Here is a 20,524-nt window from a genome sequence, read left to right as displayed (position 1 = left end):
CTTAACCCCCTGTCATGTTCATGAAACGCACTACCTGAATATCACCGTCGGTAGTGAAATGATGTCGCTCGGGCTTAAGCGGTAGCGCATTGACGATTGCTTGCTTGAGTCGCTGCATGTCGCCGGGGTAGCGGCGCAGCACGGCGCGTAGATCCACCGAGTGCTCGTTACCCAGGCAGAGAAGCAAACGGCCCTCCACGGTAACGCGTACGCGATTGCAGGTATCGCAGAAATTGTGGCTGTGGGGCGATATGAAACCTACCCGACTTTCGCTGTCGGCCATGCGGAAATAGCGTGACGGACCGGGGGTAGTCTCCGTGGTCGGCATCAGCGCGTAGCGCTTTTCGATCAATGCCTGCACGTCATCGCTCGAGTAAAAGGTTTCTGCCCTGGAGTGGTCAGATACATCGCCAAGCGGCATCTCTTCGATAAAACTGATATCCAGCCCTTCATCGCGAGCAAACTCTACCAAGCCCAGCACTTCATCATCGTTGCGGCCCTTGAGGATCACCGCGTTGAGCTTGATGCGCTTGAAGCCGGCTTCCTTAGCGGCGTGGATGCCATCGATCACTTTGGCCAAGTCACCGGTACGGGTAAGCTGCTTGAAGCGTGCCGGGTCGAGCGAATCCAGGCTGATGTTGAGCCGCCGCAAGCCGCCAGCGTAAAGCCGCTTCGCGTGCTTGCGAAGGCTTGCCCCGTTGGTGGTCATGGTGAAGTCGTTTAACCCCGGCAAGGCGCCGATCTCATCGACCAGCTGTTCAATACCGCCGCGCACCAGCGGCTCGCCCCCGGTGAGACGAATTTTCTCGACGCCCATTTCCGTAAAGGCGCGGGCAATCTGGCCGATCTCTTCCAGGGTGAGTACCTGCGCGCGAGGCAGAAATGTCATCTCCTCACTCATGCAGTACACGCAACGAAAGTCGCAGCGGTCGGTCACCGAGATGCGGACGTAGTTTACGCGCCGGCCAAAGTCATCAATTAGCTGTTCGGTCATGGCCATCTCGCTAGTGGTTGGATGCAGACCGCCTCGCCGGGTTGAGCGTCTTGCTGTTCATCGCCTAGCTCAATTAGGCAGTTGGCAGCCACCATCGAGGTTAAAATCCCGGAACCCTGGGCGCCGGTTGCGCGCACGTGAAGCACGCCATGCTCATCACAGCGATACACGCCACGTAGAAAATCGGTACGCTGCAGGCGGCTTTTCAAGGGAGTCTCGGCAATTGCCTTCAGGCGGGCGGGCAATGCAGGCTTCTGCCCTTCAATACAACGTAAAAGCGGCACCACAAACTGGCTGAAGGTTACCATGACCGCGACAGGATTGCCGGGCAGGCCGACGAAGGGCGTCTGCTGCTCGCCGATCAGACCGCAAGCCATGGGTCGGCCGGGGCGCAGGGCTACGCGCCAGAACGCCAGCTGCCCCATCGCTTGAAGCGCCTGACGGGTAAAATCTGCCTGGCCGACGGAGACACCGCCGCTGGTGATCACCAGGTCGCTTTTTTGAGCGGCGTCTTCAAGCGCTTGCTGAATGGCGTCCGGGTCGTCGGGTAGAATGCCGATATCGATCACCTCGGCGCCCTGCTCGGTCAGAAGGCCAGTCAGGGTAAAGCGATTGGTGTCGTAAATGGCGCTGGGCGGCAATACCGCGCCGGGGGCGGTCACTTCGTTGCCGGTGGAGAAGATCGCCACCCTGGGGCGGACGCTAACGCTGACCTCTGCGTAGCCCAGCGACGCCACCAGCCCCATGCTGGCCGCGTCCAGCCGGTTGCCGGCGGCAAGCGCCACGCTGCCCGCGCGAATATCTTCCCCCGCCTGGCGGATATGCTGGCCGCGCTTTATCCGATCCGGCGCGTTGATCGTGACGTGATCAGGCTGCTCGTCGAGCTGCTCGCGCATGACGATGGTGTCGGTCCCCTCGGGTAGCGGGGCACCGGTGGTAATCCGCACGCACTGCCCGGCGGGAACCGGCCCCGAGAACGCCTGGCCGGCGAAGGCGTCACCTACCACCGGCCAGCGGGTGTCCTGAGTATCCGGCCAGGCCAGGGCCACGCCGTCCATGGCCGCGTTGGTCTGCTGGGGCACGTTGATCGGCGCGGTGATATCCACCGCCAGGCGCCGGCCGTAGGCGTTTTCCAGCGGCACGTTTTCGCAGCCCGTGGTGCGCGTCGCCAGGGTCATCAGGGCGGTCATGGCTTCGCTGACGCTGAGCATGGTCTCACCCAGCTCAAAACAGGAAAGCGTCATGGCGTCTCCTTGGTAGCCGCAAGCGATAGTTCAAGGTGATGTTTCTCTTCTTCGGTATTCAGATTAGCAAAGGCCTCCGGGCAGTCGGACATATCAACCCGGCACCAAGAGTGGCGCGCATACCAGCGGTCGATCTTGCGCTCGCCCTCGGCCAAGGCGGCTGCCAGGTCATCGGCAAGCGTCGTGCGCAGCAGGGCCACTACGGGGTGAAGGCGCTCGCCGTCATAGGCAACGCCAATATCGTGCTCGCCGATACCCGTCACCATACGTGCCACCAGATCCCGGGGCAGCGCTGGAGAGTCGCAGGGGGCGACCAGCAGCCAAGGCGTGCTTGCCGCACGCAGGCCGCTATAAATACCCATCAGAGGGCCTTTGAAGCCCCCTTCGGCATCACTGATCACGCGCGCACCCAGCAGGGCGTAGCCATCCAGATTGCGGTTGGCGTTAATCAGAAGTTCGCTCACTTGGCCCTCAAAGCGCTGCATGACATGAGCCACCAGCGGCAGCCCGGCAAAGGGTTCAAGCCCTTTGTCACGCCCGCCCATGCGGCGACCCTCGCCGCCAGCTAGCACTAGGCCGGTAATTGACTGAGCGGGAATCATACGCCTGCTTCCTTGGAGGTTCTGACCGTTGGCGGCCGGGGTGGAGGGCTGTCCAGCGCCAAGCGGGCGCCAGCATTGATGGCCTGGAATTGCTTGCCTTTGGCTCGGGCGATCAGCATGACGCCGAAGCGCTCGGCAAGCTCGACGCCTTTTTGCGTCACACCCGAGCGCGAAACCAGAACGCTGATGCCCATTTGCGCCACTTTTAGCACCATTTCAGAAGTAAGGCGTCCAGTCGTATAGAAAATATCTGCATCGCTGCTTGCCGTCTGCTGAAGCCACTGGCGCCCAGCCAGTGTATCCACGGCATTGTGGCGCCCTACATCCTCAACAAAATCGAGCACGTCTGTCTGGCGGCAGAGCGCACAGCCATGCACGGCCCCCGCGCTTCGATACGTATCATTGTAAGCATTTAAATGAAGGAGTAGCTGATACAGATCGGATTGCGTCAGCATTGTGGCGGGCAGGGTTGTCAGTGCGGTCTGCGCGAGCAGATTGCCAAAGACCGTGCCCTGGCCGCATCCGGTGGTGACGGTCCGGTGGCCCAAGCGGGCTTCCAGATCGGCAGGCAGGCGACGAGTCACGACCGCTGCGGCCTCAACCTCCCAATCTACCTGGACGGCAATTAAGTCATCCACCGAATGGAGCAGGCCCTGGTTACGCAAATAGCCGACCACCAGCGCCTCCGGGTCGTCACCCAGTGTCATGAGGGTGACAATTTCACGCTTGTTAAGGTAAACCGTCAGCGCCCGCTCGGCGGCAATGGCCTGCTGGCGCATGTCGCCATAGGCATCCATGACATCAATAGTGGTAGTGGCCGGTAAGCGGGCACGGCTTAACTGAAGGGCGGTCATCCGCAATCCTCGCTGATCCCAGGTCAAGAGCCTATGAATAAGAATAGTTGAGTAAAACACACTAGGTTGACGATGATGGCGCCCAAGAGGCTTACTTGTCTACCCGTTCAAGGTGTTCACTCCATGCATGACAATCTACGTACGCTCAGCGTGACACTAGCCGCTGAACCCAAACAAATGAAAGGGTTTACGCTCACTCAATGGCGAATTGCCCAGCTGACGCCGGGAGATCAGGGTGAGCATGTGCTGGGGCTCCAGCTTACCATGACCGAGCGTGCCGCTTATCGCTTCAACCTGAGCTCTACCTCGCCCAGGCTGTTCGTGCGTGCTGGCTTCACCGGGCAGGCGCCAAAGCCTGATGCCATTTCGGCAAGCCAGGATGTGGCCGCAGGCTGGCTTGACGGCGAGCAGCAGGTCCTGGAAACCGCCATGCCGGTGGCTATTCAGGTCTGGATTGAAAATTATCTGGCGCGGCATGGTGAGGCGCCGGAACAAGGGCGTAAGAAAAAGCGTAAAGGTGCTGGGCGGGCGCAGCCAACGCCTAGCCAGGAACCGCCCCAATGAGCCGTTGGGAGCGCTGGTCGCAGCTCAAGCGCGGCGTGGAGAGTAGTAGGGCCTCCTCACAACCGGAGGCTGATGAGGCCCAGACGCGAGGTGCCGAAACGCAGGTTCATGAAGAAGACGCCCAGGCAGTACCCGCAGCTGACCCGCCGCCAGATCCAACTGAACCTGAAGTACCGGCTCCGGGTAGCTTGGATGATAGCCTGCCCGACCCCGATCTTCTGCCCGCTGGTAGCGACTTCAGTATCTTTATGGCGTCAGGAGTGAGTGCAGCGCTACGTCGGCGGGCACTGAAGCGGCTATGGGCGACCGGCAACTACAACGTCAGAGACGGCCTGGACGACTACGACGCGGATTATCGCCAGCAACTCAAGCCCATGGCCGAGGGGCTTGCGGACAAGCTGCGGCGTTGGACGCATAAGGCAGAAGAGGTACTGGAGTCATCGGATTGTGACGAGACGCGCGAATCGGCAGTCGTGCCCAATGAGTCCCAGGACGATACAAATACTTGCACACAGCCAGCGAAGGCTATAGAAAGAGCCGCCACTATAGAAAAAGCTAAAACTTTAGAAACTATCGAAACGGCCGAAACTATAGAAAGGGCTGGTGGGCAGAGTGCCTCGGATGAGTCGGCAAACGCTGAAAACGCCCGCCTCAAGAAACGCTAAGACATTAATGAACGCGTGGCGGAGAGACCCTGTGGCGTTGGATCATCGGACCAACAGCATAATGGTGTAAACTCCCGTATGCCCATATGCTTAGGCAGTTATCTATAAAAGATTAAGCACCATAAAATATAAAGCACATCATAAAAGCATGACCTCTTGACCGTGAGAATGCATGAATCAAAAAATACCCCTGGCGTCAGTTGACGACCAGTGTAATGCCGCCGCCCGAGAAGCTGTGCGCCAGCGTATCTCGTGGCCCGCTAATCTGACGCCAGCCAATGTGACCTACCATAGCCGCGGACATATTCTGCTGTTGGGCAGCGCGCAAGCCACGCATGATGCCGCTCGTGCCCTTCAGGGGCGCGGGCTGGCCTCAATCACGCTACTGGCAACCGATACACAAGCGTCGCTTTCGCCCCTCACGGGCGGCAGCGAGCCTGCTGTGCAACACCCCCTAACGTCTGAACAGTGCCAACAGCTGCAGATTACCGGTTATTTGGGAGCGTTTGCGGTAAGTCTTCAGCCTGCCAGCGATGCACCGCTCAACCTGGCCCGCGCGCTGATTGCCCGCGAGCATTTTGATGTGGTACTCGACATGACGGGCGCCGGACCTGCCAGTGACGTTTGCCGCTGGGAGCTGCCGCCGCCGGGCTATCTGAAGTGGAGCGCGCAGCCATCAGCGGCCGGCGAGCCGCTTGAAAGCGTGCTGGAGCGCGCCGTTGAACTCGTAGGCGAGTTCGACAAACCGCGCTACTTTCAGGTCAACAGCGACCTCTGCGCCCACTCCTCCAGTGGCAATATTGGCTGCACGCGCTGTCTGGACGTGTGTCCTGCCGATGCGATTACCAGCTATCAGGGGCGCATTGAATCCAGAATCGAGATTGATCCGTTTCTGTGCCAGGGCGTGGGCAGCTGTACCAGCGCCTGCCCGACGGGCGCGATCGAGTTCCGCTTGCCGGAAACCCGCCGCCAGCAGGATACGCTGGCCACCTGGCTTGCCGCCTACCGCGATGCCGGCGGCACGCAGCCGGTAATGCGCTTCGTGACCCATGACACCCTGGAAGCTGAAAAGCGTGCGGGCGTGGTAACGGCAGGCCACGTGCTGGATGCGCCTCTGGAAGAACTGGGTGCTGCAGGCCACGACCAGTGGCTGACGGCACTTGCAAGCGGCGCGGCAGAGGTAAGAATTCAGCTGCATGAAGCGGCGCCGCCCCGGCTAAGCGCGTTTCTGAGCGATCAGCTGGCTCAGGCGCAGCGCTTGCTGGAAGCACTGGGTCACGATCCCGAGCGCATCCAGTTAATAGCTCCCGGCGAGCAGGCGGCCCGCGATGCTCTACCGCGCCTGATGCCGCTGACCGATACCTTGCTTGCCTTAAGCGAGCCGGACAAGCGTACCCGGCTCAATCAGGTGCTTGAGTGTCTCGCAGCACTGGGCCAGCCGAGCGGCCAGCGCCATGGCGTAACGCCGGGTGCGGCCTATGGCGGGCTGAATGTCGACAGCAACGCCTGCACGCTCTGCCTTGCCTGCGTCAGCACCTGCCCGACGCCTGCGCTGGCAGCTGGCAGCGACTCGCCGTCGCTCAGCTTTCGCGAGGCAGACTGCGTGCAGTGCGGTCTTTGCGAGCAGGCATGTCCGGAAGACGCGATTACCCTGGTGCCCGGTTTTCTGGCCTCGCCCGAGCGCCTTGAGCGCCATGTCTGTCATGAGGAAGCGCCGTTTGAGTGCATCCGCTGCGCCAAGCCGTTTGCCACTGTCAGTACGGTGGCCATGATGAAGCAGAAGCTCGCCAATCACCCCTATTTTGCCGGTGAGGCGCTGGCGCGTCTGGAAATGTGCGAGGACTGTCGGGTGAAGGATGTCTGGCTGACTATGGCCCGTGACCCCAATGCACAACTCAAGGTGTAATGGCTATGAATGATGCAAAGGGCCCGCTAAGCGAGATGGATGCCATCCGCGCGGATATCTACCAGCTGCTGGCCAGCCTGATTCGCCAGCCGCCGGATGCCGAGCAGCTTGAGTGGCTGACGACGCTTGAGAGTGACGCCGATGGCAGCCAGCTTGCCGAATGCTGGTCGGCGCTGATTCAGGCGGCGCGCACCAGCACGCCAGAGGCGCTGTCCCGGGCGCATTTCAATCATCTGGTAGGCGTCATTCAGGGCGATATCGTGCCCTACGCCTCTTTTTATCTGAACGGTGAGCTGATGGACAGCGCGCTGGTAGCGCTGCGTCGGGACCTGCGCCTTTTAGGATTCGAGCGCCGTGACGCGGTACACGAGCCCGAAGATCACCTGGCCGCCGTGTGTGAAGTCATGGCGATGCTGATCACCGCCCAGCGCGACGAACAGATCGATTTTTTCCGTCAGCATATCGCACCCTGGGCAGGCCGCTGCTTTGCGGATATGGGCAAGCTGGAAAGCGCCTTTTATGCCGCCATCGGTCAGTTGGGCAGTGCGTTTATCGACAGTGAGCGGGCGAGTGTGGAGGCGCAAGCCGCCTATCGCCCCGTGCGTATCATGGCGCCTTAGGCGCCATGGCCGCCAGCCGAAACAGAGCCTTTAGGCCGAATAACACAAGCAGGAAAGAGGATTTCCCCATGCAAACGTCTCACAATCCCGAACGCCGTCGGTTTATGAAAAAAGTGGGTCTTGGCGCCGCTGTCGCAGGCGCGGGGGCGGCAATTGGCCACGCCACGCTTACCCAGGCGGACACGCCGAAGCCAGCAGAGCCTGCTCCACAGACCAAGAACTACCATGAAACCGACCATATTCGCGCTTACTACGCCTCGCTGCGTGACTGACGGCTAAACGCCAGGAGAATAGCCATGCGCCTTACACGCAAATCTGATACGCCTAAAGCCCCGGGGCTTGGAATCTCGCGTCGTCAGTTCATGAAACGCAGCGGTGCTACGGTTGGCGGCGTGGCCGCAGCCGGTTTTATCGGCGCGCCCATGATGCAGCGCGCCGAGTCCGCGGAAAAAACACCGGTGCTGGACTCGCCAGTTGAAACCAAGCGCACCATTTGCTCGCACTGCTCGGTGGGTTGCGGCGTTTATGCCGAAGTTCAGGAAGGTATCTGGACCAAGCAGGAGCCTGCCTTTGACCACCCGATCAACCGTGGCTCGCACTGCGCCAAGGGCGCGTCGCTGCGCGAGCACGGCCACTCCACCCGCCGCCTGAAATACCCGATGAAGCTGGTCGCGGGTGAATGGCAGCGCATGGGCTGGGAAGAAGCGGTCAATGAAATTGGCGACAAGCTTCTGGAACTGCGTGAAAGTTACGGCCCCGACAGTGTCTACTGGCTGGGCTCGGCCAAGTTCAGCAACGAGCAGGCGTACCTGATGCGCAAGCTCTCCTCCATGTGGGGCACCAACAACACTGACCACCAGGCGCGTATCTGCCACTCAACAACTGTTGCGGGCGTGGCCAACACCTGGGGTTATGGAGCGATGACCAACTCGCTCAACGATATGCATAACTGCAAGTCAATGCTGTTTATCGGCTCCAACCCCAGCGAAGCGCACCCGGTAGCGATGCAGCACTTTTTGATCGCCAAGGAGCGTAATAACTGCGACATCATCGTGGCCGACCCGCGCTTTACCCGCACGGCGGCGAAAGCCAACAAGTACGTGCGCCTGCGCCCCGGCACCGATGTTGCCTACATCTGGGGTCTTTTGTGGCACATCTTTGCAAACGGCTGGGAAGATAGCGAATACATCAGCCAGCGCGTTTACGGCATGGACGAAGTGCGCAAGGAAGTTGAGCAGTTCCCGCCCAGCGTCGTTGAAGATATTACCGGTGTGCCCGAAGCGGAAATGTTCGATGTGGCCAAGCGCCTTGCCGACAACCGCCCAGGCTGCGTGGTGTGGTGCATGGGCGGTACCCAGCACACTACCGGCAACAACAACACCCGTGCCTACTGCATTCTAGAGCTGGCGCTGGGTAATATCGGCAAATCCGGCGGTGGCGCCAACATTCTGCGCGGCCACGATAACGTGCAGGGCGCGACCGACCTGGGGCTTGGCTGTGACTCCCTGCCCGGCTACTACGGTCTTGCCGAAGGCGCGTGGCAGCACTGGGCCGACGTCTGGGGCGTGGGTTATGCGTGGCTACAGGAGCGTTTCGACGATACTGAATACGCCGACGGCAAGCCCATGTATACCAGCGGTATCACGGTATCGCGCTGGGTGGATGGGGTGCTTGAAGAAGATGAAAACATCTCCCAGCGTACCGCGCTGAAGGCCATGTTCTACTGGGGCCATGCGGTCAACTCGCAAACCCGCGGTACTGAAATGCAAAAGGCCATGCAGAAGCTTGAGATGATGGTCATCGTTGACCCTTATCCCACCGTGGCATCGGTCATGCACGACCGCACCGATGGCGTGTACCTGCTGCCCGCCGCGACCCAGTTCGAGACCACGGGTAGTGTAACCTCCACCAACCGTTCCATTCAGTGGCGCGACCAGGTGATCGAGCCGTTGTTCGAGTCCAAGCCTGACCATGAAATCATGTACCTGTTCGCGAACAAGCTGGGCTTTGGCGAGCAGTTCGTGAAGAACTACGCGATGGACGGCAACCGCCCGGTAATCGAAGACGTGCTGCGTGAAATCAACCGCGGCATGTGGACTGTTGGCTACACCGGCCAGAGCCCGGAGCGCCTGAAAGAGCACCAGAAAAACTGGCACACCTTCAGCTTCGAGAACCTGCGCGCTGAAGGCGGCCCCGCCGATGGCGACTACTATGGCCTGCCGTGGCCGTGCTGGGGAACACCTGAGCTCAAGCACCCAGGCTCGCCTAACCTGTATGACACCAGCATTCCCGTCATGGAAGGTGGCATGGGCTTCCGGGCGCGCTTTGGTATCGAGCGTGACGGCGTCAACCTGCTGGCCGAGGGCTCCGCCCCTGTCGAGAGCGATATCGACGACGGTTACCCCGAGTTCACCGACCAGCTGCTCAAGGATCTGGGCTGGTGGGACGACCTGACCGCCGAAGAGAAGCAGGCCGCGGAAGGCAAGAACTGGAAAACCGACTTCTCTGGCGGTATTCAGCGGGTCGCCATTGCCCATGGCTGTGCGCCTTACGGTAACGCCAAGGCGCGTGCAGTGGTCTGGACCTTCCCCGATGAAGTGCCCAAGCACCGCGAGCCGCTTTACACCACGCGGCGCGATCTGGTCGAGCGCTTCCCGACCTGGAATGACTTCGACTCCATCATGCGCCTGCCGACGCTCTACAAGTCGATCCAGGATCGCGACAACAGCGCCGACTACCCGATCATCCTGACCTCGGGCCGCTTGGTCGAGTACGAAGGCGGCGGCGAAGAGACCCGCTCCATGTCGTGGCTGGCCGAGCTTCAGCAGGAGATGTTCGTCGAGATCAACCCGGCCGATGCCAATGACCTGGGCGTGAAGGACGGCGATCAGGTGTGGGTGGAAGGTGCCGAAGGCGGCCGCGTGAAGGTAAAAGCGCTGGTCACGCCGCGGGTGGACCGCAAGGTCGCCTTCATGCCGTTCCACTTTGGCGGCATGTTCCAGGGCGAAAGCCTGCGCGACCGTTACCCGGCAGGCTCTGACCCCTACGTTATCGGCGAGTCGGCCAACACCGCGACCACCTACGGCTATGACCCGGTCACGCTGATGCAAGAGACCAAGTGCACCATTTGCCGCATCGAGCGCGCTTAGGTCCCGGTCTACCAGATATTAAGCCAGGGCGGGTAGCAACCCGCCCTGGCAAGAGGAGAACACCATGGCTCAAATGAAATTTATGTGTGACGCCGAGCGCTGCATCGAGTGCAACGGCTGCGTCACCGCCTGTAAGAACGCCAACGAAGTGCCTTGGGGCATTCAGCGGCGCCGGGTCGTCACCCTGAACGACGGCGAAGCCAGCGAAATGTCGATCTCGGTCGCCTGCATGCACTGCGATGACGCGCCTTGCATGGCGGTCTGCCCGACCGACTGCTTCCACAAGACCGATGATGGGATCGTGCTGCACGATAAAGACCTGTGCATCGGCTGCGGCTACTGCCTTTACGCCTGCCCCTTCGGCGCGCCGCAGTTCCCGCAGACCAGCGCCTTTGGCGAACGCGGCAAGATGGACAAATGCACCTTCTGCGCCGGCGGCCCCGCTGAAAGCAAGGAAGAAGAGTACGAAAAATACGGCGCCAACCGGATTGCTGAAGGCAAACTGCCGCTCTGCGCCGAGATGTGCTCCACCAAGGCGCTGCTGGCCGGTGATGCCCAGGACGTGGCCGACATCTTCCGCCAGCGGGTCGTTCAGCGCGGTCATAAAGATGGCGCCTGGTCCAACAATCCGCAGGCCAGTACTGACAACCTAGCCTACGATGCTGCCCAGAAAGGGTAAGGAGGCGTGTCATGAACCTGTTGACTGCACAGGCGCCCGCAGCGGTGCCGCGCTCAGGTAAGGGGCTTGCCCTTGGCATCTGGCGGTTTATCGCGGTGGCACTTGTGCTGGCGCTTAGCTTGGCCTTCGCCCAGGTAGCCGTGGCCCAGGCAGACCCTGACCGCGAAATGACTACCGCCGCGCCGGGTATTACCGCCGATCAGTGGCGGCAAGTGCGCAGTGGCGAAACCGGCCCCAACTACCGTGATTCGCGTCACGACAGCAACTACAACCTGATCAATTCAAGCGGTGAAACCTGGCGGCACATCCGAAACCGTTGGGTCTCCCCGTTTGGCCTGATCGCGATAGGTGCCACCGCCGCGCTGATTACGCTATTTTACCTGATTGTAGGGCGCAAGGATCTTGAAGCGCCGCGCACGGGGCGCTTGATACTGCGCTGGTCGCTGATGATGCGCGCGCTTCACTGGACCGTGGCCACGCTGTTTCTGGCGCTGGCGCTGACAGGTCTGAATCTGCTGTTCGGCAAATTCGTGTTCCGCACCCTGTTTGGCGACGCCGTCTGGGCATGGATGATTGCTGCCTCGAAGCTTTTGCACAATTACATGGGGCCCATCTTTGGCGTGCTGCTGGTGATCATGCTGGTAAGTCTGATCAAGGAGAATATTCCCAAGTGGCACGACTGGGAGTGGATCAAGAAAGGCGGCGGCATGATTGGCAAGAAGCACGTGGATGCAGGCTTTGCCAACGGTGGCGAGAAAGCCTGGTACTGGATACTGGCAAGCGTAGGCTTGCTAGTCGTGGCCAGCGGCTTCGTGCTCGATTTCCCCAACTTTGACCAAAGCCGCGACACCATGCAGTGGGCCAACGTCATCCATGCCGTCGGCGCACTGGGTATCACCGCGATTTCTCTGGGGCATATCTATATCGGTACGCTGGGCACTGAAGGTGCATTGGAAGCCATGACCACCGGCTACGTCGATGAAACATGGGCCAAGGAGCACCACAATCTGTGGTACGAAGAGGTCAAGGATCAGACAATCCCTGAGGAAGAGGTTGCCGCGCGCAAGTCATCTGGCACAAGCGCCGGGCCATCGGCCACGCGAACCAGCTGAGAAGCACCCGCAGCACCCGAGACACCGCCATTTGGCGGTGTCTTTTGTTATGCTGGTCCTACATCAATTTTTATGAGAGCAACGCCAATGTCAGCATTTAACGAATTGGATCAGACCACCCGTACCGAGCTTGAAGCCGCCGCCTTTCGTCGTCTGCTGCGCCATCTGGACGACAACAAGGACGTGCAGAACATCGACCTGATGATTCTGGCGGACTTCTGCCGTAACTGCCTTTCCAAATGGATGGTCAGTGCCGCTGAAGAGCGCGGTGACTCGCTGGAGTTGGAGGCCGCCCGCGAGTACGTCTACGGCATGCCCTATAGCGAATGGAAAGCGAACCACCAGGCAAAGGCGACCCCAGAACAGCTGGCCGCCCTCGAGGCGCGCCAGGCCAAGAAACAGAACCAGGAGTAGGCGCATGGAATCCATGGAGCCTTTGAACATAGCGGTTCTCACCATCTCGGATACCCGCACCGAAGAGACCGATCGCAGCGGGCAAACCCTCGTCGAGCGGCTGACCGATGCTGGTCACCAGTTGGCTGAAAAACGTATTGTGCCCGACGATGTGTATCGTATCCGCGCGGTGGTGGCTGGCTGGATCGCCGACCCGGCCGTGCAGGTGGTAATTACCACCGGCGGTACCGGCTTTACCGGGCGAGACTCCACTCCGGAAGCGGTGTCTGTACTGCTGGACAAGCACATCGAAGGGTTTGGCGAACACTTTCGCCGCCTGAGCGGCGATGAGATCGGCAGTTCCACCATTCAAAGCCGCTGCCTGGGTGGGCTTGCCAACGCCACGGTAGTGTTCTGCCTGCCGGGTTCCACCGGCGCCTGCCGCACCGGCTGGGACGGCATTCTGGCCGAGCAGCTGGATAGCCGTCATAAGCCGTGCAACTTCGCCAACCTGGTGATTCCCGGACGAGGTCAGCATGGCTGAGCTACAGCCGATCGAAACCGCGCTCGAGGCGCTCCTGCAAAACGTAGGCCCGCTCGAGGCTGAGCGAGTACCCCTGGAAGACGCGGCGGGGCGGGTGCTGGCCGAAGACGTGCTGGCCACCCTCAACGTGCCGCCGTTCGATAACAGCGCCATGGACGGCTACGCCCTGAGAGCTTTTGATGCGGGCAAGCGCCTGCCGGTCAGCCAGCGGATTGCCGCCGGCAGCCCCGCGCGGCCTCTTGAGGCAGGCACCTGTGCACGCATCTTTACCGGCGGGGAGATTCCCCCGGGGGCTGACTGCGTGGTGATGCAGGAACGGGTAACCCTTGAGGGCGACACGGCGCACCTGCCCGAGGATATTCCTGAGGGGGACAATATTCGCCTGATGGGGCGCGATGTGCGCAAGGGGGAGCGGCTGCTGGCGGCAGGCGAGCGCCTGGAGGCCGCCGCCCTTGGCCATCTGGCCGGGCAAGGGGTTACCCAGGTCAGTGTGCGCCGCCGGCCACGCGTCGCGTTGCTTTCCACCGGCGATGAAATCATCGAACCGGGCACACCGTTAAAGCCGGGCCAGCTCTACAACTCCAACCGCCCGATGCTCAAGCGGCTGCTGGAGAACTTCGGTGCCGAGGTGGTTCGCCTGATCAGCGTGCCGGATGACGCCAACCAGACTCGGGCGCTGCTTGAACAGGCGGCCAACGAGGCGGATGTGGTCGTCAGTACAGGCGGTGTCAGCGTAGGGGAAGAGGATCACGTCAAGGCAGCGCTCGAAGCGCTTGGTCAGCTGGATATGTGGAAACTCGCCATCCGCCCCGGCAAACCCCTGGCACTTGGCCGGCTGCCGCGTGCCGATGGCAGTCAGGCGCGTTTTGTCGGCCTGCCGGGGAATCCTGTATCCGGGTTTGTGGGCGCCTGGCTGTTCCTGCGCCCGCTGATGGGCGTGCTGCTAGGCTGCCCGACGCTTGTAGAGCTGCCGGCGCTTTCGGTTACAGCGGATTTTGCCACCTCGACCGGGCCGCGCCAGCATTATATGCGCGTGGCGCTTGAATTCACGCCCAAGGGTATTACCGCGAGCGCTTTTGCCGACCAGAACTCCGCCGTGCTCTCCTCGTGTATCAAAGCTGATGCGCTGGCGGTGATTCCGCCTCACCATCAGGTAGTGCAGGGCGATGTTATCAACTGCTTATGGCTTGCGGGCTAAAGGCGGGCATCAAGTAAAAGCAGCAGCGACTGTTGCTTAAAGGCAACCCCATACGGGGGCAATATTCCCTCGGCATAAATAACACCACAGTTAAGGCAGCCGTTTGGGCACCATTCTTCTGCTAATAGACTACAAACGGCGCCTTGAGGGCGCCTTAAGTAGGCTATGGGGATATCGCACACGCTATCCTGAAGCTTAATGTGCACTTTCTGTTGAAGCCGGCGCGGTCAATATTCGCGTTGGGCTAGCGTAACAATGATTTCATAAATGCTAGCTAATGTTTGTATTAACAGCAGCTGAAGTTTTATTAAATTCTTTATACAGACTCTAAATTTAACGTTGGTTAATTATAGAGTGGCTATTTTTATTTTTTCATGAGTAATTGATATAAGATCATGAAAAATAAAAAAATATTTTTTATTCTTAAATTTTATGTTTGTCGTTATTTTTTTGACAAAACTGGTACAAGAACGTAACCTCAGCGCCAACGGAACTGACGATCTTTTGCTGAGGATGCAGCATGTTATCTCTTACCCCCACTGCGTTATTAAATGTGCTGCGTGATATTGCATCGCACCATTGTCCAGCCCATACCGATATGCTGCCCTCGGCAGGTACACCCGAGCGTAGCGGCCTTAGCCAAGCCGTTCAGCACTTTTTTGGCTTAGCCGACGGCGCGCTTTTGACCGATGCCTCCATTACGCTGGAGGAGTGGGCCAAGGCGTTGAGTGAAGCGGCCTGCATTCGTCACCTCAACGTGTTCGATACGATCTCTTCAGGGGCTTTTAATCATCAGCTGCAGCGCTCGTATAGGCACCGCGCCGAGACGCTGGCTCAAGAGGTTTCGGCACTCAAGGGGCTATTTGACACGCCGCTAATGACCAACCGTACGCTGGTAAGCTGGCTGCCGCTTCAAACCGTATCCGGGTTTATGCTGGGCGCGCTACTGCCCCAGGAAGCAGGTTTTAAAACGCGTTCGTTGTTTGACCATGCCAATGCGCTTTGGAAACTTAATGCGGGCGATATCGTGGTGACCAGCAGTGATCGCTGGGGCCAACTGGCCGAGCGATTGCCATCGTTACCCGCCAATATTACCGCCGTCACGACGACCCCGCTGGATAAACAGACGTATCAAACGTTGCTGGCTAACGGCGTCGCCCAGATAATCGAGCTTTATGGGCAGCCCAGCACTGGTATTCTGGCAATGCGAACCTCTCAAGAGGCACCTTTTGAGCTGTTAACACACTGGCACCCAACCGAAAGCGACGATGTGCTGCTTCAGCTAACCGCTAATGGCGTACCTGAGGAGACATCACTTGGGGCGCCTCTTCATTGGGTAGGCGCGCGCCACTTCACAACGGCCCATGAGCCAGACGTCACGCGTGGCATTTTCATGCAGCAGCTGTTTGAACGTCCGGGGCAGTTTGTCGCCGAGAGTGCCAACGCGGCATAAGCCACCTGCCGCGTTCTCCTGACCGTTAGACAATGGCGTGTGGTACAAAGCAGGAGGAGTCCTTGGTAATCCGTCCTACGTCCTCGCGCACGCCTATGCCGCACGCACGATCACCCACTACCCAGCTGCCAATCAGGGCATGATGCTCGCCAAAGCGTGGCATGGGCTGATAGGCCTGACGAATCCATGGGCTATCGGTATAGGGGCCGTCTACCGCCTCGCGCTGACCGTCTGGCGTTAACAGCTCGATGTTGCTGCCTTCGCGCGAAAAGAACGGCTTGCGTACCCAGCCTGGGGAAAGCGGCTCAGGATTGCGCTCTTCAAAGTGGGCGGGCAAAAGATTGGGATGGCCTTTAAAGTGCTCCCAGAGCAGCGGCAGAATGCCCTTGTTAGAGAGAATGGCTTTCCACGGTGGCTCGAACCAGTGGGTATTCAACTGAGGGATATGTTCGCCAAAGCCATCGTCGGCAAGCTCCTCCCAGGGGTAGAGTTTAAACAGCGCCTTGATCGGCTGATTATCCAGGTCGACAAAATAGTCGCTATCCGCACGGCAGCCGATATCTTCCATATAGATAAACGGCGCTTTCAAACCGGACTGAACGGCCACATCCTGCAGATAGTGAACGGTGGCCCGCTCCTCCAGGTTATTTTTGATGCAGGAGAAATAGAGCGCGGCGCCATCGAGGCGGTCATCGATATGCGCCATTGCGTTGATCAGACGCTCTTGGATGGAATTATATTGATCGGCACGGCGCGGGATGATGCCCTGCTCAATTGCCTGCTCAAGCCATACCCACTGAAAGAAGCCCGCTTCATACAGTGAGGTAGGCGTATCGTAGTTAAGCTCAAGCAGCTTGGCATGGCCCTGGCCTGAATAGGCAAAATCCATGCGCCCGTAAAGGTGCGGCTGGCCGGACACCCACGAGTCATGAATGGTGTCCCACATGAACTCGGGCAGGGCCAGGCGTTGCATCAATGCATTGGAGTGGCAGACCCGGTCGACAAGCTCCATGCACATTTCATGAAGCTCTTCGGTGGGCGCTTCGATATCCCGCTCTACCTGTTCAAGCGTAAACTGATAGTAAGCACTTTCCTTCCAGTAAGGCTCGCCTTCAATGGTATGAAAATGAAACCCTAGCTCGTGAGCCAGGGTTTTCCAGTTGGGGCGCTCGGCGACGTCGATTCTAAGCATTCAGGTATCCAGTGCTGATCAAGAACCCCAGCCACCGCGGGCAGAGGAGCGTGAACCGAAGCCGCTGCGCTGCGTGGCCGCCTGACGGTTCTGCATCGCCGAGGTGCGCATGGTCTGTTGACGCTGATTGACACGCTGGCTGGCCTGGTTGGTCGCCGTATTCCAGTTGCCTTGGTTCTGACGGTTGCGATACACCGGCTCTTGGTAGACGCCACGGCTAGCGGCACCGCTGCTTGAACGCGACATCATGTTGCCCACCATATAGCCCATCATCGCAGGCATGAACCAACTGCCGCTGCTGCTACCTGTCGCCGCCTGAGATTGCTCCTCGGTCGGTGCAACGCAGGCCCCTTCACCGTGTTCGGCTTCACAAGCTTCAAGGGTATTAAAGCGCGGTACTTCTTTAACCGACGCTTCGTAGGCCTCTTCGCACGCGCTCTGGGTATACACATCTGCTGCCACACACTCATCCACGCTCTGATAGCTGCGCGGGCTGTCGAAGCTCACATCAGTAGTTTGTTCCGGCTGGCCACAGGCGGTAAGACCGAAGGCGCTAGCCCCCATCATCGCTAATGACAGGCGAGCGCTACGCTTGCGGCGGGGGAGGTGGGGGGTCTGATCGTGATTTGCCATTGATGAACTCCTTACCACGTCATGCTGGCTGCGTTAATCAGGCCGACCGCGATGGATACGCTACCGACCAGAATGCCGTACGCCACATGGCCTTCGGTAATATGCAGTGACAGGCTTTCACCTTGGTTTTTCAGCACCATTTTCAGACCGAAAAAGGCGCCTAGCTGAACGCCGAACGCGATGATGCCCCATAGGATAAAGTCGATAAAACTCACCGAATTAGCCATGGCGCTGTAAAGCGGCAGGGTGAAACCCAGAATCGAACCGGCATAGGCGGTGGCGGCCGCGACATTACCTTCACGAATCAGCGTCCACTCATTGTGGGGCGTAATGCGGCTATAGCAGTACATGAACGCGATCAGGAGCACCAGCGCGCCAATCAGATAGCCTAAGAAGTGGGGGAGGCCTTGTAAATACTGCATGTGTAGGATCTTCCTTGGTTGAGAATAAACGTTGTCGTTAAAGCGCTGCCTAGCGCCCTTGTGTCAATCCGTGTCTGAAACGCTGCGTAAAACGCCTGATAAACAGTGTAGATGGCTGGCGCTGTTTAAATAGCATCAATGTCCACGGAGGTAACATCAACCCCCAGGTTCTGGATCAGCATGAAGCCGCCTTCGCCGTCATTTTCGGCATTTAACAGCACGTATTCCATACGCTCAGAGCCTTCAATAGAGCGCTCGTAGAGCATGGCGTGATGGGTAACACTGCGGGTCATGACACTTTCCGTGGTCATTACCTGTTCTTCAAGTAGCACAGGCGGCGACCAGAGGCTCGCCTCATCGCCCCATACGCGCTGATACTGACATTCGCGCCCGCTTGTGTCAGTAGCTTCAACGGTGATGGTCTGGGCGCCGAGTTCGCCCGCTTTCTTGTCATCTGGGTTGATCAACGCATCAAACTCCCCATCGGATAAATGGGTGACGCGATAGAAATCAAACAGCTTGTATTCAACCACGCGCTGGTTTTCGACATTGGCCTGTAGCCACGTATCGTTATCCAGATAAAAGCGCACCAGATGAGCGCCTTGGTCTAGGTCAATATGACCAACGGCCGCAATGTGATGAAAAGTGTCACTATCCCAGCCAAAAAGCGTATCGGGATAAGCACTTAACTCAGACAGCTGAATTTTGACGCGGCCATCGAGTCGTAGACCTTCGAAATCTTCTTGCGACATCCCGATGGGCAGGCCAGCGCTAAAGGCGGATGCGCTTTGTGCCTGGGCGTTCGTCGCCTCATTGGGTGTGCCAAACAGTGCCTTTAATGTCTTAAGCATTCGATAGGTCTCCGAAGGACAGCGGGTAGGGCATGATATCTGTTAATCGATAAAATTGGCCCAGTAAAGCGCAGGCCCGCCGGTCGACGGGCACTATTTTATTTATGCTTGCGGAGTGTTTTTCTTGGCTTTCAGGCGGGCCAGCACATCTTCGGCCTTGCGTTCATTTGCGCCGATGCCTGCTGCTTTAAGGCGTGAATCCAGAGAAGAGCCGCTCTCTTCGGCAGCCATCTGTTCGGCGGCCTGCATCTGGGCGGAGTTGAGCTGTTGGCGCTCGCGAATGCGCTCAAGCGACTCCATGGCACTGCCCATGGCGCTATTTTGTCCAGAATGGCGCGCTGCCACGGCAGACTGGGCCTTTTGTGCAGATTCAGTCGCCTTCACCACGCTTACCTGCTGCTTGAGCTGGCGCAACTGGTTTTCGGTGTTACGAATGGCACCACGCAGATTTTCAATGCTGGCGTCGTACTCGCTGACAATATTACGCTCGGCGTCGAGTTCGTCCTGCATGGCCACCATACGCTCGGCGACTTCCACGGCAAGGGCTTCTTCGCCTTTATCCAGGGCGGCTTCAGCGCTTTTCTCAAGCTCGCTGATCTTGCCTTCCAAGGTATCGGCTTTATTACTGTTCAACTGGCGCTGGCCCATCAAGCGCGCCAGTTCCGTCTTGGATTGTTTGAGGTGATGCTCGGAATCACGAATTTCCTGATCCAGAATACGCAGTGCCTGTGAATCAACGACCGCCTGGCCGGTTTCATTGGCTTTACCGCGTAATGCAGTCATGATTTTACTTAACATAGGTGTTGCTCCTGAAAAAAGCGTATTAAGAAAAGTGTTCTTGAATTAAACCCGCCACTTCCATTGCAGCGCTTGCCGTTGCGTGCAGTTCGGCACAGATGGAGGCCAGTTTTGAGTCGCCAAACAGCTGGCCATAGGCCACGTAAAAATCGCGCTCATCAATCGTCACAATACCCACTGAGGCCAAGGGAAGCGCCAGGCCCTGGCGCAGCAGAACCTCGTTAAGCTCCGTCGGGTTAGACACGCTCTCTACGTCGGTAATAGCGGTCATTGCAATCCACTCGTTGTCACTACGCGACAACGTCAGGGTTAAATTGCCGTAGTCGTGAAGCTCCCAGATAAGCGTCTGGTTGGCTTCATCCAGGCTGACATTGGCATCTGGCCATTCAAGGCCGTCGGTATCTTGTTGCGACGGGGTATCGGTAATAATGCGGTAAAGTTCGGCCGCCGAGAGGGCGCCCGTTTCATGTTGTGTAGTCAAAGCAGCAAGCTCCTTATGCAAAGTGAAGTTTAGTTTAGCACTGGCGCTAAATAACCTTCTAGCGAAGTACGACTCATTGCCATTCAAAAACAGTGGGCTACGTATAAAAAAATGTCGAAAAATGCGCCATGTTCGGTAACGATTTAATAACCTAGCCGATACGCTACCAC

At 58.8% G+C, this 20,524-nt stretch carries 22 protein-coding genes; 12 read left to right on the top strand and 10 right to left on the bottom strand.

What is annotated here, in order from left to right; all coding sequences use genetic code 11:
• Nucleotide 1 precedes the first annotated feature (1 nt).
• From moaA to ELY25_RS15165, 4 genes are read right to left on the bottom strand one after another with little or no spacing between them, the layout of a single operon-like run.
• Nucleotides 2-994: a GTP 3',8-cyclase MoaA gene (moaA, locus tag ELY25_RS15180; protein ID WP_126952109.1), complete on the bottom strand. Its 993-nt coding sequence runs from the start codon at nt 992-994 to the stop codon at nt 2-4.
• Complete coding sequence (moeA, locus tag ELY25_RS15175; RefSeq protein WP_126952108.1) at nt 991-2,238, bottom strand: molybdopterin molybdotransferase MoeA; 1,248 nt, start codon at nt 2,236-2,238, stop codon at nt 991-993. Before moeA ends, moaA begins: the two co-directional genes overlap by 4 nt.
• Nucleotides 2,235-2,840 carry a molybdenum cofactor guanylyltransferase MobA gene (gene mobA / locus ELY25_RS15170; protein ID WP_126952107.1) on the bottom strand — a complete coding sequence of 202 codons (606 nt, stop codon included), beginning with the start codon at nt 2,838-2,840 and terminating at the stop codon, nt 2,235-2,237. Before mobA ends, moeA begins: the two co-directional genes overlap by 4 nt.
• Nucleotides 2,837-3,694: a formate dehydrogenase accessory sulfurtransferase FdhD gene (locus tag ELY25_RS15165; protein WP_126952106.1), complete on the bottom strand. Its 858-nt coding sequence runs from the start codon at nt 3,692-3,694 to the stop codon at nt 2,837-2,839. Before ELY25_RS15165 ends, mobA begins: the two co-directional genes overlap by 4 nt.
• 123 nt (nt 3,695-3,817) lie before the next feature.
• On the opposite strand from ELY25_RS15165, the gene ELY25_RS15160 reads away from it, so the two are divergent.
• The 12 genes from ELY25_RS15160 to ELY25_RS15105 all read left to right on the top strand — a co-directional run bounded on the left by ELY25_RS15160 (nt 3,818) and on the right by ELY25_RS15105 (nt 15,977).
• Entirely contained in the window at nt 3,818-4,258 is a 441-nt protein-coding gene (locus ELY25_RS15160) for a DUF3305 domain-containing protein (RefSeq protein WP_126952105.1), read from the top strand.
• Entirely contained in the window at nt 4,255-4,923 is a 669-nt protein-coding gene (locus ELY25_RS15155; RefSeq protein ID WP_126952104.1) for a DUF3306 domain-containing protein, read from the top strand. The genes ELY25_RS15160 and ELY25_RS15155 overlap by 4 nt, the downstream gene beginning before the upstream one ends.
• 172 nt (nt 4,924-5,095) lie before the next feature.
• Nucleotides 5,096-6,829 carry a 4Fe-4S binding protein gene (locus tag ELY25_RS15150; protein ID WP_126952103.1) on the top strand — a complete coding sequence of 578 codons (1,734 nt, stop codon included), beginning with the start codon at nt 5,096-5,098 and terminating at the stop codon, nt 6,827-6,829.
• Nucleotides 6,830-6,834: 5 nt separating this feature from the next.
• The gene (locus ELY25_RS15145; protein ID WP_126952102.1) at nt 6,835-7,449 is read left to right on the top strand and encodes a TorD/DmsD family molecular chaperone; all 615 of its coding nucleotides are present in this window, start codon (nt 6,835-6,837) and stop codon (nt 7,447-7,449) included.
• Between the two features lie 68 nt (nt 7,450-7,517).
• Nucleotides 7,518-7,721 carry a twin-arginine translocation signal domain-containing protein gene (locus ELY25_RS15140; protein WP_126952101.1) on the top strand — a complete coding sequence of 68 codons (204 nt, stop codon included), beginning with the start codon at nt 7,518-7,520 and terminating at the stop codon, nt 7,719-7,721.
• Nucleotides 7,722-7,745: 24 nt separating this feature from the next.
• Entirely contained in the window at nt 7,746-10,598 is a 2,853-nt protein-coding gene (locus ELY25_RS15135; RefSeq protein ID WP_126952100.1) for a molybdopterin-dependent oxidoreductase, read from the top strand.
• Between the two features lie 64 nt (nt 10,599-10,662).
• The gene (gene fdh3B, locus ELY25_RS15130) at nt 10,663-11,277 is read left to right on the top strand and encodes a formate dehydrogenase FDH3 subunit beta (RefSeq protein WP_106375145.1); all 615 of its coding nucleotides are present in this window, start codon (nt 10,663-10,665) and stop codon (nt 11,275-11,277) included.
• Between the two features lie 11 nt (nt 11,278-11,288).
• Entirely contained in the window at nt 11,289-12,389 is a 1,101-nt protein-coding gene (locus ELY25_RS15125; RefSeq protein ID WP_126952099.1) for a formate dehydrogenase subunit gamma, read from the top strand.
• Nucleotides 12,390-12,476: 87 nt separating this feature from the next.
• Nucleotides 12,477-12,803 carry a DUF1244 domain-containing protein gene (locus tag ELY25_RS15120; protein WP_126952098.1) on the top strand — a complete coding sequence of 109 codons (327 nt, stop codon included), beginning with the start codon at nt 12,477-12,479 and terminating at the stop codon, nt 12,801-12,803.
• Between the two features lie 4 nt (nt 12,804-12,807).
• On the top strand, nt 12,808-13,326 hold the full coding sequence (moaB, locus tag ELY25_RS15115; protein ID WP_126952097.1) for a molybdenum cofactor biosynthesis protein B: 519 nt from the start codon (nt 12,808-12,810) through the stop codon (nt 13,324-13,326).
• Nucleotides 13,319-14,524, top strand: a complete 1,206-nt coding sequence (locus tag ELY25_RS15110) for a molybdopterin molybdotransferase MoeA (RefSeq protein ID WP_126952096.1) — start codon at nt 13,319-13,321, stop codon at nt 14,522-14,524. Before moaB ends, ELY25_RS15110 begins: the two co-directional genes overlap by 8 nt.
• A gap of 520 nt (nt 14,525-15,044) precedes the next feature.
• Nucleotides 15,045-15,977: a hypothetical protein gene (locus tag ELY25_RS15105; RefSeq protein ID WP_126952095.1), complete on the top strand. Its 933-nt coding sequence runs from the start codon at nt 15,045-15,047 to the stop codon at nt 15,975-15,977.
• 25 nt (nt 15,978-16,002) lie between these two features.
• On the opposite strand, the gene ELY25_RS15100 is transcribed toward ELY25_RS15105, so the two are convergent.
• The 6 genes from ELY25_RS15100 to ELY25_RS15075 form a co-directional block, all read right to left on the bottom strand.
• A complete protein-coding gene (locus ELY25_RS15100; RefSeq protein ID WP_126952094.1) occupies nt 16,003-17,169 on the bottom strand; it encodes a glutathionylspermidine synthase family protein in 1,167 nt (388 codons plus the stop codon).
• Between the two features lie 18 nt (nt 17,170-17,187).
• Nucleotides 17,188-17,802, bottom strand: coding sequence for a DUF1190 domain-containing protein (locus ELY25_RS15095; RefSeq protein WP_126952093.1), 615 nt, complete (start codon nt 17,800-17,802; stop codon nt 17,188-17,190).
• Nucleotides 17,803-17,813: 11 nt separating this feature from the next.
• The gene (locus ELY25_RS15090; RefSeq protein WP_126952092.1) at nt 17,814-18,224 is read right to left on the bottom strand and encodes a DUF350 domain-containing protein; all 411 of its coding nucleotides are present in this window, start codon (nt 18,222-18,224) and stop codon (nt 17,814-17,816) included.
• Between the two features lie 125 nt (nt 18,225-18,349).
• Complete coding sequence (locus ELY25_RS15085; RefSeq protein ID WP_126952091.1) at nt 18,350-19,075, bottom strand: DUF2491 family protein; 726 nt, start codon at nt 19,073-19,075, stop codon at nt 18,350-18,352.
• A gap of 102 nt (nt 19,076-19,177) precedes the next feature.
• The gene (locus tag ELY25_RS15080; protein ID WP_126952090.1) at nt 19,178-19,873 is read right to left on the bottom strand and encodes a PspA/IM30 family protein; all 696 of its coding nucleotides are present in this window, start codon (nt 19,871-19,873) and stop codon (nt 19,178-19,180) included.
• Nucleotides 19,874-19,898: 25 nt separating this feature from the next.
• Nucleotides 19,899-20,354: a DUF2170 family protein gene (locus ELY25_RS15075; protein WP_126952089.1), complete on the bottom strand. Its 456-nt coding sequence runs from the start codon at nt 20,352-20,354 to the stop codon at nt 19,899-19,901.
• Nucleotides 20,355-20,524: the final 170 nt, after the last annotated feature.

This window comes from Vreelandella populi, assembly GCF_003989825.1.
Classification (GTDB): domain Bacteria; phylum Pseudomonadota; class Gammaproteobacteria; order Pseudomonadales; family Halomonadaceae; genus Vreelandella; species Vreelandella populi.
The sequence above is the reverse complement of the archived record's forward strand: the minus strand, read 5'-3'. Positions and strand labels throughout refer to the sequence as shown.

What these genes read in the sequence shown, in the direction of transcription:
- moaA (WP_126952109.1), bottom strand. Translation starts at nt 994, where the DNA reads ATGACCGAACAGCTAATTGATGACTTTGGCCGGCGCGTAAACTACGTC.
- moeA (WP_126952108.1), bottom strand. Translation starts at nt 2,238, where the DNA reads ATGACGCTTTCCTGTTTTGAGCTGGGTGAGACCATGCTCAGCGTCAGC.
- mobA (WP_126952107.1), bottom strand. Translation starts at nt 2,840, where the DNA reads ATGATTCCCGCTCAGTCAATTACCGGCCTAGTGCTAGCTGGCGGCGAG.
- ELY25_RS15165 (WP_126952106.1), bottom strand. Translation starts at nt 3,694, where the DNA reads ATGACCGCCCTTCAGTTAAGCCGTGCCCGCTTACCGGCCACTACCACT.
- ELY25_RS15160 (WP_126952105.1), top strand. Translation starts at nt 3,818, where the DNA reads ATGCATGACAATCTACGTACGCTCAGCGTGACACTAGCCGCTGAACCC.
- ELY25_RS15155 (WP_126952104.1), top strand. Translation starts at nt 4,255, where the DNA reads ATGAGCCGTTGGGAGCGCTGGTCGCAGCTCAAGCGCGGCGTGGAGAGT.
- ELY25_RS15150 (WP_126952103.1), top strand. Translation starts at nt 5,096, where the DNA reads ATGAATCAAAAAATACCCCTGGCGTCAGTTGACGACCAGTGTAATGCC.
- ELY25_RS15145 (WP_126952102.1), top strand. Translation starts at nt 6,835, where the DNA reads ATGAATGATGCAAAGGGCCCGCTAAGCGAGATGGATGCCATCCGCGCG.
- ELY25_RS15140 (WP_126952101.1), top strand. Translation starts at nt 7,518, where the DNA reads ATGCAAACGTCTCACAATCCCGAACGCCGTCGGTTTATGAAAAAAGTG.
- ELY25_RS15135 (WP_126952100.1), top strand. Translation starts at nt 7,746, where the DNA reads ATGCGCCTTACACGCAAATCTGATACGCCTAAAGCCCCGGGGCTTGGA.
- fdh3B (WP_106375145.1), top strand. Translation starts at nt 10,663, where the DNA reads ATGGCTCAAATGAAATTTATGTGTGACGCCGAGCGCTGCATCGAGTGC.
- ELY25_RS15125 (WP_126952099.1), top strand. Translation starts at nt 11,289, where the DNA reads ATGAACCTGTTGACTGCACAGGCGCCCGCAGCGGTGCCGCGCTCAGGT.
- ELY25_RS15120 (WP_126952098.1), top strand. Translation starts at nt 12,477, where the DNA reads ATGTCAGCATTTAACGAATTGGATCAGACCACCCGTACCGAGCTTGAA.
- moaB (WP_126952097.1), top strand. Translation starts at nt 12,808, where the DNA reads ATGGAATCCATGGAGCCTTTGAACATAGCGGTTCTCACCATCTCGGAT.
- ELY25_RS15110 (WP_126952096.1), top strand. Translation starts at nt 13,319, where the DNA reads ATGGCTGAGCTACAGCCGATCGAAACCGCGCTCGAGGCGCTCCTGCAA.
- ELY25_RS15105 (WP_126952095.1), top strand. Translation starts at nt 15,045, where the DNA reads ATGTTATCTCTTACCCCCACTGCGTTATTAAATGTGCTGCGTGATATT.
- ELY25_RS15100 (WP_126952094.1), bottom strand. Translation starts at nt 17,169, where the DNA reads ATGCTTAGAATCGACGTCGCCGAGCGCCCCAACTGGAAAACCCTGGCT.
- ELY25_RS15095 (WP_126952093.1), bottom strand. Translation starts at nt 17,802, where the DNA reads ATGGCAAATCACGATCAGACCCCCCACCTCCCCCGCCGCAAGCGTAGC.
- ELY25_RS15090 (WP_126952092.1), bottom strand. Translation starts at nt 18,224, where the DNA reads ATGCAGTATTTACAAGGCCTCCCCCACTTCTTAGGCTATCTGATTGGC.
- ELY25_RS15085 (WP_126952091.1), bottom strand. Translation starts at nt 19,075, where the DNA reads ATGCTTAAGACATTAAAGGCACTGTTTGGCACACCCAATGAGGCGACG.
- ELY25_RS15080 (WP_126952090.1), bottom strand. Translation starts at nt 19,873, where the DNA reads ATGTTAAGTAAAATCATGACTGCATTACGCGGTAAAGCCAATGAAACC.